The sequence below is a fragment of the Chitinophaga varians genome (assembly GCF_014529945.1).
GTDB classification, from domain to species: domain Bacteria; phylum Bacteroidota; class Bacteroidia; order Chitinophagales; family Chitinophagaceae; genus Chitinophaga; species Chitinophaga varians.
The window spans coordinates 1,407,525-1,421,365 of the sequence record NZ_JACVFB010000003.1; the positions used below are offsets into that span (position 1 = coordinate 1,407,525).

Annotated in this window: 13 protein-coding genes; 3 read left to right on the plus strand and 10 right to left on the minus strand. The window is 45.7% G+C overall.

Annotated features, from left to right (window positions below):
• The 10 genes from ICL55_RS20170 to ICL55_RS20215 all read right to left on the minus strand — a co-directional run bounded on the left by ICL55_RS20170 (window position 1) and on the right by ICL55_RS20215 (window position 8,344).
• Window positions 1-333 carry a helix-turn-helix domain-containing protein gene (locus ICL55_RS20170; protein WP_188100536.1) on the minus strand — a complete coding sequence of 111 codons (333 nt, stop codon included), beginning with the start codon at window positions 331-333 and terminating at the stop codon, window positions 1-3.
• 69 nt (window positions 334-402) lie between these two features.
• Complete coding sequence (locus ICL55_RS20175) at window positions 403-765, minus strand: hypothetical protein (RefSeq protein ID WP_188100539.1); 363 nt, start codon at window positions 763-765, stop codon at window positions 403-405.
• Between the two features lie 112 nt (window positions 766-877).
• A complete protein-coding gene (locus tag ICL55_RS20180; protein WP_188100541.1) occupies window positions 878-1,768 on the minus strand; it encodes a hypothetical protein in 891 nt (296 codons plus the stop codon).
• Window positions 1,769-1,936: 168 nt separating this feature from the next.
• Window positions 1,937-3,091: a site-specific integrase gene (locus tag ICL55_RS20185; protein ID WP_188100543.1), complete on the minus strand. Its 1,155-nt coding sequence runs from the start codon at window positions 3,089-3,091 to the stop codon at window positions 1,937-1,939.
• Window positions 3,092-3,111: 20 nt separating this feature from the next.
• Complete coding sequence (locus ICL55_RS20190) at window positions 3,112-3,375, minus strand: helix-turn-helix domain-containing protein (RefSeq protein ID WP_188100545.1); 264 nt, start codon at window positions 3,373-3,375, stop codon at window positions 3,112-3,114.
• Window positions 3,376-3,749: 374 nt separating this feature from the next.
• The gene (gene mnmE / locus ICL55_RS20195; protein ID WP_188100547.1) at window positions 3,750-5,129 is read right to left on the minus strand and encodes a tRNA uridine-5-carboxymethylaminomethyl(34) synthesis GTPase MnmE; all 1,380 of its coding nucleotides are present in this window, start codon (window positions 5,127-5,129) and stop codon (window positions 3,750-3,752) included.
• Window positions 5,130-5,226: 97 nt separating this feature from the next.
• Complete coding sequence (locus ICL55_RS20200) at window positions 5,227-6,063, minus strand: energy transducer TonB (RefSeq protein ID WP_188100549.1); 837 nt, start codon at window positions 6,061-6,063, stop codon at window positions 5,227-5,229.
• A gap of 52 nt (window positions 6,064-6,115) precedes the next feature.
• A complete protein-coding gene (locus tag ICL55_RS20205) occupies window positions 6,116-6,703 on the minus strand; it encodes an ExbD/TolR family protein (protein ID WP_188100551.1) in 588 nt (195 codons plus the stop codon).
• A gap of 66 nt (window positions 6,704-6,769) precedes the next feature.
• Complete coding sequence (locus ICL55_RS20210; protein WP_188100553.1) at window positions 6,770-7,429, minus strand: ExbD/TolR family protein; 660 nt, start codon at window positions 7,427-7,429, stop codon at window positions 6,770-6,772.
• A 60-nt stretch (window positions 7,430-7,489) separates the two neighbouring features.
• Entirely contained in the window at window positions 7,490-8,344 is an 855-nt protein-coding gene (locus ICL55_RS20215) for a MotA/TolQ/ExbB proton channel family protein (protein ID WP_168875141.1), read from the minus strand.
• A gap of 756 nt (window positions 8,345-9,100) precedes the next feature.
• Between ICL55_RS20215 and ICL55_RS20220 the strand changes: the two genes are divergently transcribed.
• The 3 genes from ICL55_RS20220 (at window position 9,101) to ICL55_RS20230 (ending at window position 13,700) form a co-directional block, all read left to right on the plus strand.
• A complete protein-coding gene (locus ICL55_RS20220) occupies window positions 9,101-11,653 on the plus strand; it encodes a zinc-dependent metalloprotease (RefSeq protein WP_188100555.1) in 2,553 nt (850 codons plus the stop codon).
• A 146-nt stretch (window positions 11,654-11,799) separates the two neighbouring features.
• Entirely contained in the window at window positions 11,800-12,834 is a 1,035-nt protein-coding gene (locus ICL55_RS20225) for a substrate-binding domain-containing protein (RefSeq protein WP_188100557.1), read from the plus strand.
• A 35-nt stretch (window positions 12,835-12,869) separates the two neighbouring features.
• A complete protein-coding gene (locus ICL55_RS20230; RefSeq protein WP_188100559.1) occupies window positions 12,870-13,700 on the plus strand; it encodes a hypothetical protein in 831 nt (276 codons plus the stop codon).
• Window positions 13,701-13,841 lie beyond the last annotated feature (141 nt).

Below are 13,841 nucleotides of genomic sequence, written 5' to 3' on the forward strand. Positions count from 1 at the left end.
CTACCCCCTTTTTCCTTTACCGGACAGATAATTATCTGCCGCCTCCTCTATGTCTTGGGTAGTCTTTTTCCGACCGCTTTTTATCCAGGCGGTCAATTCCTGCCGGGAAAAATACAGTCGCTTCCCTTGCTTCATACAGGGGATTTTCGATTGACTTACTAATCCATAAATAGTGGGCTTAGCTAGGTTAACAAGGCTTGCCGCTTCATCAATACTTATTAAATCGTGGGGAGGCCTAGGGGATTCTAATTTTGTTTGTTCAGACAAAACATTACGTACAGCACTTTGTACTATACTCTGAAATTGGTCGCTGTCAAATTGTAAAATGATCATTGCTATATCGTTTTCACGACAAAGCTCTGATCATTTACAGAAGTTGTTTATATACCTAATATCAGGTCATTATAAATTCTGCGGTGGTTCATAATGTCCCCTATTTTCCGCCCGATCATAAACACTTAAAAAGATTTCCTTTAGAGCTTTAGGTGTGGGAAAATGTTCCGTCGGTTCAAAACGTTGATTCATCACATAACCTACTTCCCATTTCCCATCCCCTTTATGCAGTAAATTTAAATGCCCAACATAGATGGTAGGAGTGTTTTCATCAGCTAAATTCTGAATCTCAAATTTTGCCTCCAACATGTCTCCGGGCACGTTCACATCTCCATTTTTAAATACGGAAAATAAGCGACCTCTAACGAATAACGGCCTTCCTGTCTCTTGGCTCATAAAGTACCTCTTAAATCTTTCATTTACATTTTTCATAAAAAAGCATTTTCTACATTAGAGACAATAAACGAAAATGGAAGTGGTAGAGACGTTATATATTTTTATTTATAATTGAAAAACATAAATAATGTATAAAAAACATCATATTTCAAGATGATAACTTCTTGGTGACCATGTTGATGGTAGCATCTGCCATTTTCTGAAAAATCGTAACGTTCTTTTCTGTGGTTCCATTGTTTAACGCTTGGCTCAAATCTGAATCATAACCTGTAAGGTCTACTCCCAGAATTTTACCCAAACACTTCATCACCTTCTCCTTTGTAGGGATTTGCCCGTTTACATCTTCAAAAAAACGTAGTTCATACAGCGCATTTATAGTACGGATAAAATCTATCTTCTTTCCCCGCTGCTTCGACAGAATTATATCCCCTTCATATGACACCTGCATTTTCTTCAATTCTTGCTGCTGTTCTATCCGCTCCCGTTCCGCCTTACATTTTTCATAATACCCATCCGTAGGTTCCCCATTGGCTATCACCTCTTGTTGATACAATGCCATCTGATCGATTAGGTAGGCTATGCGCTCATTGTCGCTAGGTAACGCTTCAAGATGGGCTTTGGTATCACGCCAACTGAACTCAATCTCCTCCTCGCCTTCCACTTCCTCTTCCTCTTTAGGTGGGAAAATGGTATTCATTTCTCTTTCAATCAAGGTAATACAAAGCTTTATTCCCTCATGTCTCAATAGAAACACGTCACTAGTATCACGTTTAAGTTTAGCCGCTAAAACTTTGTAAACCAGGAAGCGGTCTACCTCATCGTACTCGTTTAGCTTTGATTTTACAACATCTATTGCCAACATAGGATTGTCTCGATATGAGAGTACCGTTGCATAGGCTTCATGATATACTGAAAATATTAAACCGTGGTCTAACAAACCTTTTAATATCCCCCTGTTTAACTCTTCATAGAATTGGTAGGTCGTTTCACAGGTGATATACTTTTCAACCTCAACTTTATTCAACATCGCCAGTGTCATTTGATTGATATTAACAAACATTCATAAATAACAATAAAACGAATATAATGAATGAGGCGAATATTTACTAATTTTTTTAGCAAAATGTTTTTGCATTTTTGTCATGCAGCAGCCTGCTACTTAAATATATTATTATCAATGTATTACCCAACCAAAAACGCTGCAATATCAGGTTAAAACAACCTCATTTTCGGTACTATTTTTATCAAGCGATATTTTAGCAGCGGCTTCCCGTTTTGTTTCATCAACAACCTTTGCATAAATCTGCGTAGTGGATACAAATTTGTGTCCCAGCATCTTTGACACGGTGTATATGTCTGTTTTCAGACGCAGCTGTAATGTGGCGAAAGTATGCCGGAAACAATGGAAGGTAATACGCTTCTTTATACCGGCATTTTCCACCCATTTAGCGAGGCGCTGGTTATTATGGTAGGAGTATACCAAACCCTCAAAAACTCTGTCTCTATCGCCTTTTCTATCACCCAATAAGAGGTAGGCTTCCTGGGAGATAGGCAGCACCTGCAAGCCGTGCGTTTTCTTCTGCCTGAAATGGATAGCATAACCTTCCTGGTCTTCGTATCTTATTTCCTCCCAGATCAGTTTTTTGATATCAGAGTGACGCAACCCTGTTAAAGCGGAGAACAGCGCGGCCTTTCGCAGTAACGCGATGCTTTCGGGATAATCCGCTGCGGCCAGTGTCTGCAACTCTTCCAGATACAAAAATTCCCGCTGGGTTTCCTGCTCATCGATGTTTTCCACCTTCTCGTTTAGATCCTCTTTCAATAGCCGCTGATCATACAGAATAGTCAACGCCGCCCGGAATTTACTGAAATACGAAAGGGCCGTGTTCTGTGCAATCGTTTTATCAGGCTCTTTCCTGTTGGGAGCGGTCAACAGGTAATCCTTAAAGTCTTCGCAAAAATTGATATCGATGGATGAAATGGGTATCGTTTCACCAACATAGTCCTTTAGATGTAACAGGGCGCTAGTCCAGTTGTCATGTTCTGATGTTTTACGCTTTTCTGTCAAATCGCTAAAGAACTGGATAAAACAGGCCTGCCGTTTATAGTCACTCAGGAAATCATATTCCTTGTTTTGCACAGCAATCTGTCTCCTCGCCCTGATGTTTTCCGCCAGCTGCTTGGTATTGGTATTATGCAGTTTGTCTGCCGCCTTTTTCGCGTTGTCAAAAAGGTACAGTCCTAAGAACTCGCGTCTGGTAGGTTTACCGGTTTCTGGATGGGGAATAGGTGGGTAATAGTCAAGATACAGGCTTTGACGTTCCTGGGAGATAGGCTTTTGTCTTAACGTTACTTTCGTCATCTGCTTTCAAAGGTTATAGGTTAACAATGAGGGTTAGAGCTAAACATGTCGTTAATACGCTGCCGGCTGATAATGGTGCGGTTACCAAACTTTATAGCCGGCAATGCGCAGCGTCTAATGAGCCGTTGCAATGTCCACCGGCTGACGCCTAACAGCTTGCTGGCATCTGCAATGTTTAGAAACTCTTTGATCTTCACCTCTTCAATGGGTTTTGCTTTGATAGCCAATGTTTCGTTGTCGCTCTGTTCCATTTTCGCGGCTTTCTGTCTCGCTTTGTAGAACATTTTCGCGCAGTGGTCACTGCATGTCCGGGACGTGGTTTTCTTCGCCACGAAGTCATGGCCACAGTATTGGCAAACTCGGTTTACTCGGATGTTTGAACTCATTATCTATCAATGTTTTACACTGACAGTTCAGTAATGGTGCAGCATGGGGCTGTATGGGGCTATGTGGTGCAGAGTGGTGCTGTATGGTGCATTATCTCACCTTTTAAATTTACGAAAACATTTCTATGCTTCGAGGTACAAATAAGGTACAAAAATGTCCAAAACAACGCGAAACAACCCAAAACAACCAAAACCACCGGACATAGAAAAAGCCCCATTGACGGGGCTTTCATCCTATTTGGCTATAGATGCTTTGTGTTGTTTATGCCACTTTACTTCCCAATACAAAACTTACTAAAAATATAATCCAACCGATCTTCATTCGTTACTTCGCCGGTGATTTCACCGAGATAATGAAGGGCACGTCGTATGTCCAGTGCCAGCAGGTCTCCGGGCAGACTATTGTCCATTCCGTTTTTCACATCGATCAGTGACTGCTGCACTTCCTGCAGGGCTGAATGGTGACGGGCGTTGGTGATGATGGTATCTTCTGTATTGATATCTCCGGCCATGACTTTCTGCACCAGTTTATCTTTCAGGTCCTGGATATGTTCATGATTTTTGGCGGAGATGAAAAGGATGGGGAATCCATCGAATTTGGCGCGGGTAGCGGCTTCTCCGGTGACATCGGTTTTATTGCCGACGAGGAGGAAGTTGATATTGTCTGCTTCGAATGACTGGATCTGTTGCCGGATATCATCGGCGGATAGTTCGTTGACGTCGAAGAGATAGACGACTACGCCCGCTTCGCGTATTTTCTCCATGGTTTTTTGCACACCGATGGTTTCGATGGTATCTACGCTGTCGCGGATACCGGCGGTATCGATGAGGCGGAAGAGGATACCGTCGATATTGAGGACTTCCTCGATGGTATCGCGGGTAGTACCGGCGATATCGCTGACGATGGCCCTGTTTTCATTGAGGAGTGTATTGAGCAGGGTAGATTTGCCGGCGTTGGGTTTCCCTACGATGGCGGTATTAACGCCATTTTTAATGACGTTACCCATGCGGAAGGAGTCGATGAGGTGCCGGATGGTGGTGGCGGCGTTGGTCACCAGTTCATACAGGCGGGTCCTGTCGGCGAATTCCACGTCTTCCTGGCTGAAATCCAGTTCCAGTTCTATGAGGGCGGAAAAGGTAATGAGTTGTTCGCGGAGGGCGTGCAGTTCTTTGGAGAAGCCACCGCGCATTTGCTGCATGGCGGTCTGATGGGAGGCGGCGGAGTTGCTGGCGATCAGGTCGGCCACTGACTCTGCCTGTGTCAGGTCCAGTTTCCCATTGAGGAAGGCGCGCTGGGTAAATTCGCCGGGTTTGGCGAGGCGGGCGCCTGCGGCGATGGTCGCTTCGATGATCTGTTGTTGTATATAAGGGGAACCGTGGCAGGAGATCTCGATGACATCTTCTCCGGTATAGGAACGGGGCCCTTTATAGAGGCTCACCACTACTTCATCGATCACGTGACCGTTGTGTACGAGGCTGCCGAAATGGAGGGTGTGACTGGCCTGCTGCAGCAGGTCTTTACCGGGGAAGAGGGCGTTGCAGATAGGGAATGCCTGGCTGCCGCTAAGCCTGATAACGGCGATGGCGCCCAGTCCTGGAGCGGTGGCGACTGCAACAATGGTATCATCAAATCCTGTTAGTTTTCCCAGCATACCGGTTCAATTTTTTTAACGAAAGGCAAAGGTACTAAAAATCAAAAGCCCCGTTTCAAAGAGAAACGGGGCTTTTGTGTAATATCTCGAGGCAGTACTACTCTTGCAGTGTAAAGCGGATCGGGAGGTTGAACTGTACAGAAACCTGGCGGCCGTTTTGCTTACCAGCTTTCCATTTAGGCATGGTTTTCACCACGCGAACAGCTTCTTCTTCCAGACCGCCACCTTTTGCAGCGCCTACTGTTTTCACATCTTTGATGTTACCTTCTGAGTCAACTACGAACTGTACGAATACAGTACCGGAGATACCGTTTTCCTGCGCAACGCGTGGGTAACGGATATTTTTGCTCAGGTATTTGGCCAGCGCTTCCTCACCACCAGGGAAGGTAGGAGGCTGCTCTACGAAAGTGAAGATCTCTTCTTTTGCAGGAGCAGGAGGCGCTTCTACCACACCAGTACCTTTACTGTCTTCCAGCAGGCCCGCATCGATACCGTTCGGGTCACCTTCCACAGTTTTAGTGCTGATGGATTTTTCTTTAATATCTGCCTGTTTTGGCGGTTCTTCGTCCGGTGGTACTTCGTTATCTTTCTTGATTACCGGAGGAGTGAACTGCACTGAAGGTTTAACCGGCGGCGGTGGAGCCGGCGGTGGAGGAGGCGGTGGAGGTGTTTTCGGATCATCCGGAAGTTTCACGTCTTCCATCTTGATCTCCTGGATCACCGGCTTCTTGTTGTTGTCACCTTCAGAAGCTTTTACGTAGTTGGTGATGATATAAGCCAGGAAGAACACGACGAACAAAGACACGGTACCCAGAATGGCATTCCGCACCCGCGCGTTATACTTTCTCCTCAGATCATAAGCCCCATACTCCTTGTTCCTGTTTTCAAACAGGATATCAAGAAAATCGGACTTTAAGACTTTAGCTGAATCCATTGTTAATTGTAATTTTTATATGGATGCAAAAATTTGATTAATTCCACAAAAGCTATTTAACGCCGTTGGCAGCTTCTGTCTGCTTGATCCATGTTTTGTCCTGTTCGCTGATGTCAACAGTAGCATAACGTTGTATGCGGTTGATGGCCATCTCGTCCAGAATGTCCACGAAGTTGGCGTAAGTGGCGTCGTCGTCCGCTTTGATGATGACAACCACATCTTCCGGTTCTCCTTTTGCATTCCTTGTTTTGGACACTTCATCCCTTTTCTTGATGATCTCATCGCGGATACCGCCTTTATTGGCAAAGGAAGTCGCTTTGAAGAAATCAGGATTTGCTGACGCATTCGGGTCTTGTGCCAAACCTTCGTAATAGTATACTCTGTTATCTTTTCCCAACAGGATGGTCAGCGCAGTACTTTCTTTTACTTTGTTCTGCTCTTTCTCATCCTTGGTATCTTTTGGCATGATCAAGTCCATGGTTTTGGGCTTGCTCATAGTAGTGGTGAGCATGAAGAAGGTAATCAGAAGAAAACCCAGGTCCACCATCGGAGTCATGTCTACGCGGGTAGATTGTTTCTTCGATTTCGTTCCACCGTGTTTCTTCCCACCACCACTACTGCTGGTATCCATTTCTGCCATAGTAGCTCTTTTTTTCGTTTTTAAATCAGCAGCCTTCCAGGCCAGGAAGTTATTTGCTGCCGTTTACTACTCTTTCTTACTACCAGCCTGCTCTTCCTGCCATGCGGCGGTACCTTGAGGGGCTGCTTTCAGATTTGTTACCAGGTTGAGCTTCTGGATATGTTTCTCTTTGAACGTTTCCAGAATTTCCTTGATCTTAGGATAAGGAGTGGCGTTGTCTGCTTTGATACAGTATTTCACCTTGTTGATGCTACCTTCCTGTGCAGCCATGCCATACTCAATCCAGGTCTTTAATTCATTGTTAGCGGAATCAGTAGGGATTCCTTTATCCAGACCCTGTTTCTTACGCTCGTCTTCAGAAAGAGACAGGTAATTTTTCAGGTCTTTGAGCGGAGTACCAACGCTGGCGCCGGTAACAAAGCTTTTCATTTCTTTGTCAGACAGGCCAAGCTTGAACTGTGTGTTCAGGTCCTCGATCATTTTTTTTCTTTTGGGCTGGCCGTCCATGCTGAAAAACACCCTGCCGTCCTTATCTACTGTGAATAATAACACATCAGAATCAGGTAAAAGAGTAGTGTTGATAGAAGACGGGGTAACTACCGTTACCGGTTCGTCCGGTTTGAACTTAGTTGCCAGCATAAAGAAAGTTAAGAGCAGAAAAGCCACATCACACATTGCTGTCATGTCAATAGCCGTGCTTTTCCTGGGCATTTTAACTTTAGGCATCTTTACTTTTTTTATGGTTTACTTTAAATAGATTCAAAACCGCTTAATTTCCACAAAAAATTATTTGTGGTTGGCAGCAAAGCTCTGTGTTAAAGTAAAGCCGGACTCGTCAATAGCATAAGTGATGCCATCGATGTTGGTAGTAAAGTAGTTATACATGATGATCGCGATAGCGGAAGTACCGATACCCAGTGCGGTGTTGATCAACGCCTCGGAGATACCTAACGCCAGCTGTGCAGAGTCTGGTGCACCACCGGAAGACATCGCAGAGAACGCTTTAATCATACCCAATACTGTACCGAACAGACCCAGCAGGGTTGCTACGGAAGCAATGGTAGACAGGAACACCAGGTTCTTTTCCATCATTGGCAGTTCCAGGGCGGTAGTTTCTTCTACTTCGTTTTTAATGGTCAGGATTTTCTGATCTGTGTCCAGCTCAGAGTTGGTCATCATTTCTTTGTACTTTTTCAGACCAGCTTTCAGTACGTTACCAACAGAACCTTTCTGTTTGTCACACTCAGCTAAAGCTGCGTCAACATTTTTGTTAGCCAGGTGATATTGTACTTTACGTACCAGCTCAGAACCGCTGAACTTACCTTTAGCTTTAGACAGATACAGGAAACGCTCAATTACGAAAGTCAGACAAACGAGCAATACAGAGATCAGGATAGGTACCACATATCCACCTTTGTAAACGGTGCCAAACCACTTGCCAATACCAGAATCAATTGGGTGACCATCTGGGTTATTACCTTGGAAGTTGGCTGGATTACCTAATACAAAAAAGAAAAACAGAAATCCTATCACTAAACAGATAGGCACAGCCAACGCCGCGAACAGGTTGGACGACTTTTTAGGTTGATGAGAAGAAGCCTTAGCTGTAGCTGCAGTCACAGTTGTTTTAGTCTCAGCCATGTTGATTGAAATTTTAGTGTTAAAAATTAAACTATTGTTTGTTAGAAGTTACGATTTACAATTTCTCATTGTGGAATGCTTCCCAGCACTCAATTTACTCTTTAATTTACTCTTTAATGAGCGATTCGCAAAGTTATAAGGTTGGCCCAAAAAAACAAGTGCAGCCCAAAAAAACCCACAAAAATTAACCTTACACCACAAAAGCCCTACCACAGGGCTTTTCAACCACTTGTTTTTTGTTTTGAGCAAACACTTACATCAGCAAATAACCAATAATATGCAGTCCTCTTAATTTGTTACTGTCCCAAAAATTTGAAAGCGTTTAATTTTTTTCAAAGTTGGACGCACAATTTAAGAAAAAATTCAAATGTTCCAACAGAAATCTTACAAATCTGAGAACATATTTATTCCCGCGCCAGTCAACACTTTGAGGCTCCGCTAATTGGTTTTAGCTTACCCGCCTGCACACTTTTTCATCTATCCGCTCTTCAAATTCAACACTGTGGCGGAATATCTTTTGCCCGCCCCGCTAAATGCTATATAAAAATATTATATGCTATAACAATAAATGATTACATAAAAAAGTTGGTATGGCAACTACTGTGTTAACCTCCATCACCGCCTTTAACCCGCCTTTTTTCCATTCCTACGCCCTTTCACACGCTTATGGATTTTCCTCATAAGTTAATACTTTATGTACGTAATTGCAATCCCATTTTAAAAAAATCGAACGTTACACAAAAACCAATCAATCAAATGTACAAACCACGCCACCTGAAACTGATGCTCGCAGCGGCCGGTATCGCCTGCCTTAGCACATCCGTTTCTACCCCCGCTGCTGCCCAGCGGAAAAAGAAAAACGCCACACCGCCAACAACGACCGCCCCGGCTAAAGACACCACCGCTAAACCTCCCATGATCAAACCGGGCCCTAAACCCGCTGTCAAACCCTTCGCGGAAGTGATCAACGATAAAGCCACTGCAGATTCCGGACTGTTCAATGTATACAAACAGGATGACCGCTACTTCTTTGAAATAGCAGACTCCCTCCTCGGAAGAGATGTACTCGTCGTCAACAGGATCTCTAAATCCGCCGCCGGCCTGCGCGCCCAAATGATGGGCTTCTCCGGGGACATCATCGGCGAAAACGTCATCCGCTTCGAAAAAGGCCCCAACAACCGCATCTTCCTTAAAAATATCTCCTATTCGGAAGTATCGAAAGACTCTACACAGCCCATGTTCACCGCTGTGATGAACTCCAACCTCCAGCCTATCGTAGCCGCCTTCGATGTCAAAGCATTCTCTAAATCAGGCCGCGGCAGCATCATCGACCTCACCGAATACATCGCCGGTGATAACGATGTGCTCTTCTTCGACGGCACCATCAAAAGCATGCTGAAACTCGGCGGCGCACAGCCGGATAAATCCTACATCTCCGATGTAAGATCCTATCCCATGAACACCGAAATAAAAACAGTTAAAACATACTCCCGCATGGGCGGCCCTTCTATGCCTGGCGCCCCGCCGGCACCAGGCGGCTTCGCTACCGTTGAGCTCAACAGCTCCATGGTACTGCTCCCCGCTGTTCCCATGAAACCACGCTACTTCGATCCCCGCGTAGGCTTCTTCACGACCGGTGTCACCGACTTCGACGCCGACCCGCAAGGCGTGAAAAGACTCCAGATGATCACCCGCTGGCGCCTCGAACCCAAACCGGAAGACATGGAGAAATATAAACGCGGCGAACTCGTGGAACCACAGAAACCTATCGTGTTCTATATTGATCCGGCTACCCCTGCCAAATGGCGCAAATATCTTATCATGGGTGTCAATGACTGGCAGTCTGCCTTCGAAGAAGCAGGCTTCAAAAATGCCATCATCGCTAAAATGGCCCCCACTAAAGCAGAAGATTCTACCTGGTCCATCGAAGATGCCCGCTTCTCTGCTATCGTATACAAACCGTCTGAAGTGCCCAACGCCAGCGGCCCTCATATACATGACCCTCGCTCCGGTGAAATCCTGGAAAGCCATATCAACTGGTACCACAACGTCATGCGCCTGCTCCGTAACTGGTACTTTGTACAGGCCTCTCCGAACGATCCGCGCGCACGCAACATGCAATTCAGCGATGAACTTATGGGCGATCTCATCCGATTCGTTTCTTCCCATGAAGTAGGACATACCCTCGGTCTTCGCCATAACTTCGGCTCCAGCTCTACTTATCCAGTGGAAAAACTGCGCGATAAAGAATGGGTGAAAAAGAACGGCCACGCTGCCTCTATCATGGACTACGCCCGCTTCAACTATGTGGCGCAACCAGGTGATGGCATCTCCGGGGCCGACCTCTACCCACGTATCAATTTCTATGATAAATGGGCTATACAATGGGGATATCAACTGCTCTCCGACGCTAAAACACCGGAAGCAGAAACACCTATCCTCAACAAAATGACGGTGGAAAAACTGAAGGATAAAAAATATTGGTTCGGTACCGAATCCAATCCTAACGATCCCCGTTCCCAGAACGAAGACCTCGGCGACAATGCCATGAAAGCCAGTGCCTACGGTATCAAAAACCTGCAGCGCATCATGCCTAACCTCCTCGCCTGGACACGCGTAAACAACGAAGGATACACCAACCTCTCTGAACTGTATAAAGAAGTAGTATCACAGTTTGGCCGCTACATGGGCCACGTTACCAAAAACGTAGGTGGTATCTACGAAACGCCGAAGACAGTAGAACAGGAAGGCGCTGTATACGAATACGTTCCGAAAGCTATCCAGAAAGAAGCGATCCAGTTCCTCTCCCAGCAACTGTTCACCACCCCTAAATGGCTGGTTAACCAGGACCTGCTGAGCCGCATCGGCGGAGACGGCACAGCGCTGGTAATGTCCACACAGGTACCAGTACTCGGCAGACTGCTCTCTGTTAATACACTCAATAAACTGAGCGCTGGCGAAGCTGCCCTCGGCGCCGCTGCCTACCAGCCGCTGGAGATGCTCAACGATCTGAAAAAAGCCATCTTCACAGAAGCATATGCTCACCAGCCGGTAGATAACTACCGCCGCAATCTGCAACGTACTTACGTTGACAACCTGACCGGTATGCTGGCACCTGCTGCACCAAGCCCCATGCCTGGTTTCAGCGCCCCTGACGCGTCCCGCTCAGATGCTGCCGGCATTGCCCGTGCACAACTCTCTTCACTGAGAACTGAACTGCGCGCAGCGGCGGCCACAGGTGATGTGATGACCCGCAATCACTATCAGGACCTCATCGCCCGTATTTCTAAAGCACTGGATCCTAAATAACGGATAAGTATATACGAAAATTTATCAGGTCCCCTTCCGTCTTCCGGAAGGGGATTTTTCATTTTGTTTCCCCCGGATACCTGTTTACATTATTGCGGAAATTTGCTTAATATAGCTTTACCTTTAATGTAAATACAGCCTCAAAAGTGAAAGAACGTACTAATAAAATAACGATATACGACATTGCCCAAAAACTGAATTTATCCGCTTCCACGGTATCACGTGCATTGCAGAACAATCCGCTGATCAATGAGGAAACCCGGGAAAAAATTCAGGCGACGGCCATGGATATGGGCTATGTGCCCAACTGGATCGCCTCCAGCCTGCGTAAAAAACGTTCCAATATTATAGGGCTGATCGTGCCCCGTACGTCCATGTACTTCCAAAGTACCGCCATCAGCGGTATTCAGCACGAAGCACATAAATACGGCTTTAGCATCGTGATCGGACAATCCGATGAAACCGTGGCCATGGAGAAAGAACTGGCGCATACCTTCTACTCCCTCAGGGTAGACGGCCTGCTGGCAGTAGCTTCCATGTTCACCACCAACTTCGACCACTTCAGTCCTTTTATAAAAAACAACATTCCTCTTGTATTTTACGATCGCGTACCGGTAGACTTTCCAGGCTACAGCATCACCGGAGATGACTTTAAAGGCGGCTTCCTGGCTACAGAACACCTGATCAAACAGGGCTGTAAGAGGATTGCGCACTTCTCCGGCCAGCTCTCCTGTAATCTTTACCAGCAAAGGCTTTCAGGATACAAAGAAGCCCTCGCCAAATACAACATCCCTTATGATGAACAACTGGTCTACATCCATAACCTTACCATGGATGCTGCCGGTCAGGCCGCCAGGGAATTGTTTGATAAAGGCGATCTGCCCGACGGACTATTTACCGCCAACGACAGCTCCGCTGTTGCTTTTATTCAGGAGGCCAACAAACGGAACATTGCCATTCCTGCGCAAATAAAGGTGGTAGGATACTCTAATGACCTCTCTTCCCGTATTATCTCCCCTTCGCTCACTACCATCGAGCAATCGGGCTATAACATGGGACAAAAGGCGGTAGAGACTATTGTGAAACTGATCAACCATGAAGAAAACAGTAAGGTCACCAAAAACTTTGTTTTCCCGGTAGAACTTATCCAGCGGGAATCAACCATGCTGAAGAAACAATAATTTTAACATCAACCAGTGATATAACCTACAACTTTATGAAACACCATTATCTCGCAGGCCTTGCCCTGTCAGGCATATTGGGCCTTACTTCCTGTGCCAGGCATATCTATTCTCCCAATGCAGCCAACGCGCCATTGCTGAAGGAGAAAAATGAATTCAAAGCAAGCATCTCTCCTTATAATCTGCAGGCTGCCTTCGCGGTCACCAATCATATCGCGATCATGGCCAACGGGCAATATGTCTATAAGATTGCGACACCTGATAATGACAACAACAATACGGATAATGATCTCTTCACTAATCAGGCGCTTCGGGGAGGTGTGGTGGAAGGGGCTATTGGCTTTTTCCAGCCGCTGGACCCCAGGAAAAAAATGGTACTCGATGTCTATGCAGGCGGAGGAGCAGGTGGCTTCAGGACATTGGCGCCCTATAGTAATAATGAGCAGGGCCTCAACCGGGAAGATTACCGTTTAAGCAACCGTTTTGCCAAGTTCTTTATTCAACCCAGTATTGGCTTTGTACATCCTGTTGTGGAAGCCGCTTTCAGCAGCCGCTTTTCTTTTGTGAATTTCTATGACTCCTATATTGGTCCGAAAGCCTATGCAAATGATGCTACGGCGAAAGCTGATTTTCTGAAGGTAGCGGCTAAACCTACTGCGTTTTATGAACCGGCTTTTACAGTCCGGGTGGGATATAAATATGTAAAATTCCAGTCACAACTGCTGTTTTCAGTTCCGCTGAATGATAATCTGAGTAACTACGACAGAATGAATGATTATTTTCAGCAGGTAGTATTTACCATGGGAGCGTCCATCAATATTGCCCATTGGTATGATGATTTTAAAAAAGACAGAAAGCGGAGATAATCTTTTGATTTTACTTTAGGTAGATAGATGCTCACCGGAAAAGCAATTTTTCGGTGGGTTATTTTTTTGGGGTGCTGCCATCATCGGGCAGGAAGATATAAAAACAAAAAAGCCCTGATGTATGAACATCAGGGCTTTTCC

What these genes read in the sequence shown, in the direction of transcription:
- ICL55_RS20180 (WP_188100541.1), bottom strand. Translation starts at nt 1,768, where the DNA reads ATGACACTGGCGATGTTGAATAAAGTTGAGGTTGAAAAGTATATCACC.
- ICL55_RS20200 (WP_188100549.1), bottom strand. Translation starts at nt 6,063, where the DNA reads ATGGATTCAGCTAAAGTCTTAAAGTCCGATTTTCTTGATATCCTGTTT.
- ICL55_RS20185 (WP_188100543.1), bottom strand. Translation starts at nt 3,091, where the DNA reads ATGACGAAAGTAACGTTAAGACAAAAGCCTATCTCCCAGGAACGTCAA.
- ICL55_RS20205 (WP_188100551.1), bottom strand. Translation starts at nt 6,703, where the DNA reads ATGGCAGAAATGGATACCAGCAGTAGTGGTGGTGGGAAGAAACACGGT.
- ICL55_RS20190 (WP_188100545.1), bottom strand. Translation starts at nt 3,375, where the DNA reads ATGTTCTACAAAGCGAGACAGAAAGCCGCGAAAATGGAACAGAGCGAC.
- ICL55_RS20210 (WP_188100553.1), bottom strand. Translation starts at nt 7,429, where the DNA reads ATGCCTAAAGTTAAAATGCCCAGGAAAAGCACGGCTATTGACATGACA.
- ICL55_RS20175 (WP_188100539.1), bottom strand. Translation starts at nt 765, where the DNA reads ATGAAAAATGTAAATGAAAGATTTAAGAGGTACTTTATGAGCCAAGAG.
- ICL55_RS20230 (WP_188100559.1), top strand. Translation starts at nt 12,870, where the DNA reads ATGAAACACCATTATCTCGCAGGCCTTGCCCTGTCAGGCATATTGGGC.
- ICL55_RS20215 (WP_168875141.1), bottom strand. Translation starts at nt 8,344, where the DNA reads ATGGCTGAGACTAAAACAACTGTGACTGCAGCTACAGCTAAGGCTTCT.
- ICL55_RS20170 (WP_188100536.1), bottom strand. Translation starts at nt 333, where the DNA reads ATGATCATTTTACAATTTGACAGCGACCAATTTCAGAGTATAGTACAA.
- mnmE (WP_188100547.1), bottom strand. Translation starts at nt 5,129, where the DNA reads ATGCTGGGAAAACTAACAGGATTTGATGATACCATTGTTGCAGTCGCC.
- ICL55_RS20220 (WP_188100555.1), top strand. Translation starts at nt 9,101, where the DNA reads ATGTACAAACCACGCCACCTGAAACTGATGCTCGCAGCGGCCGGTATC.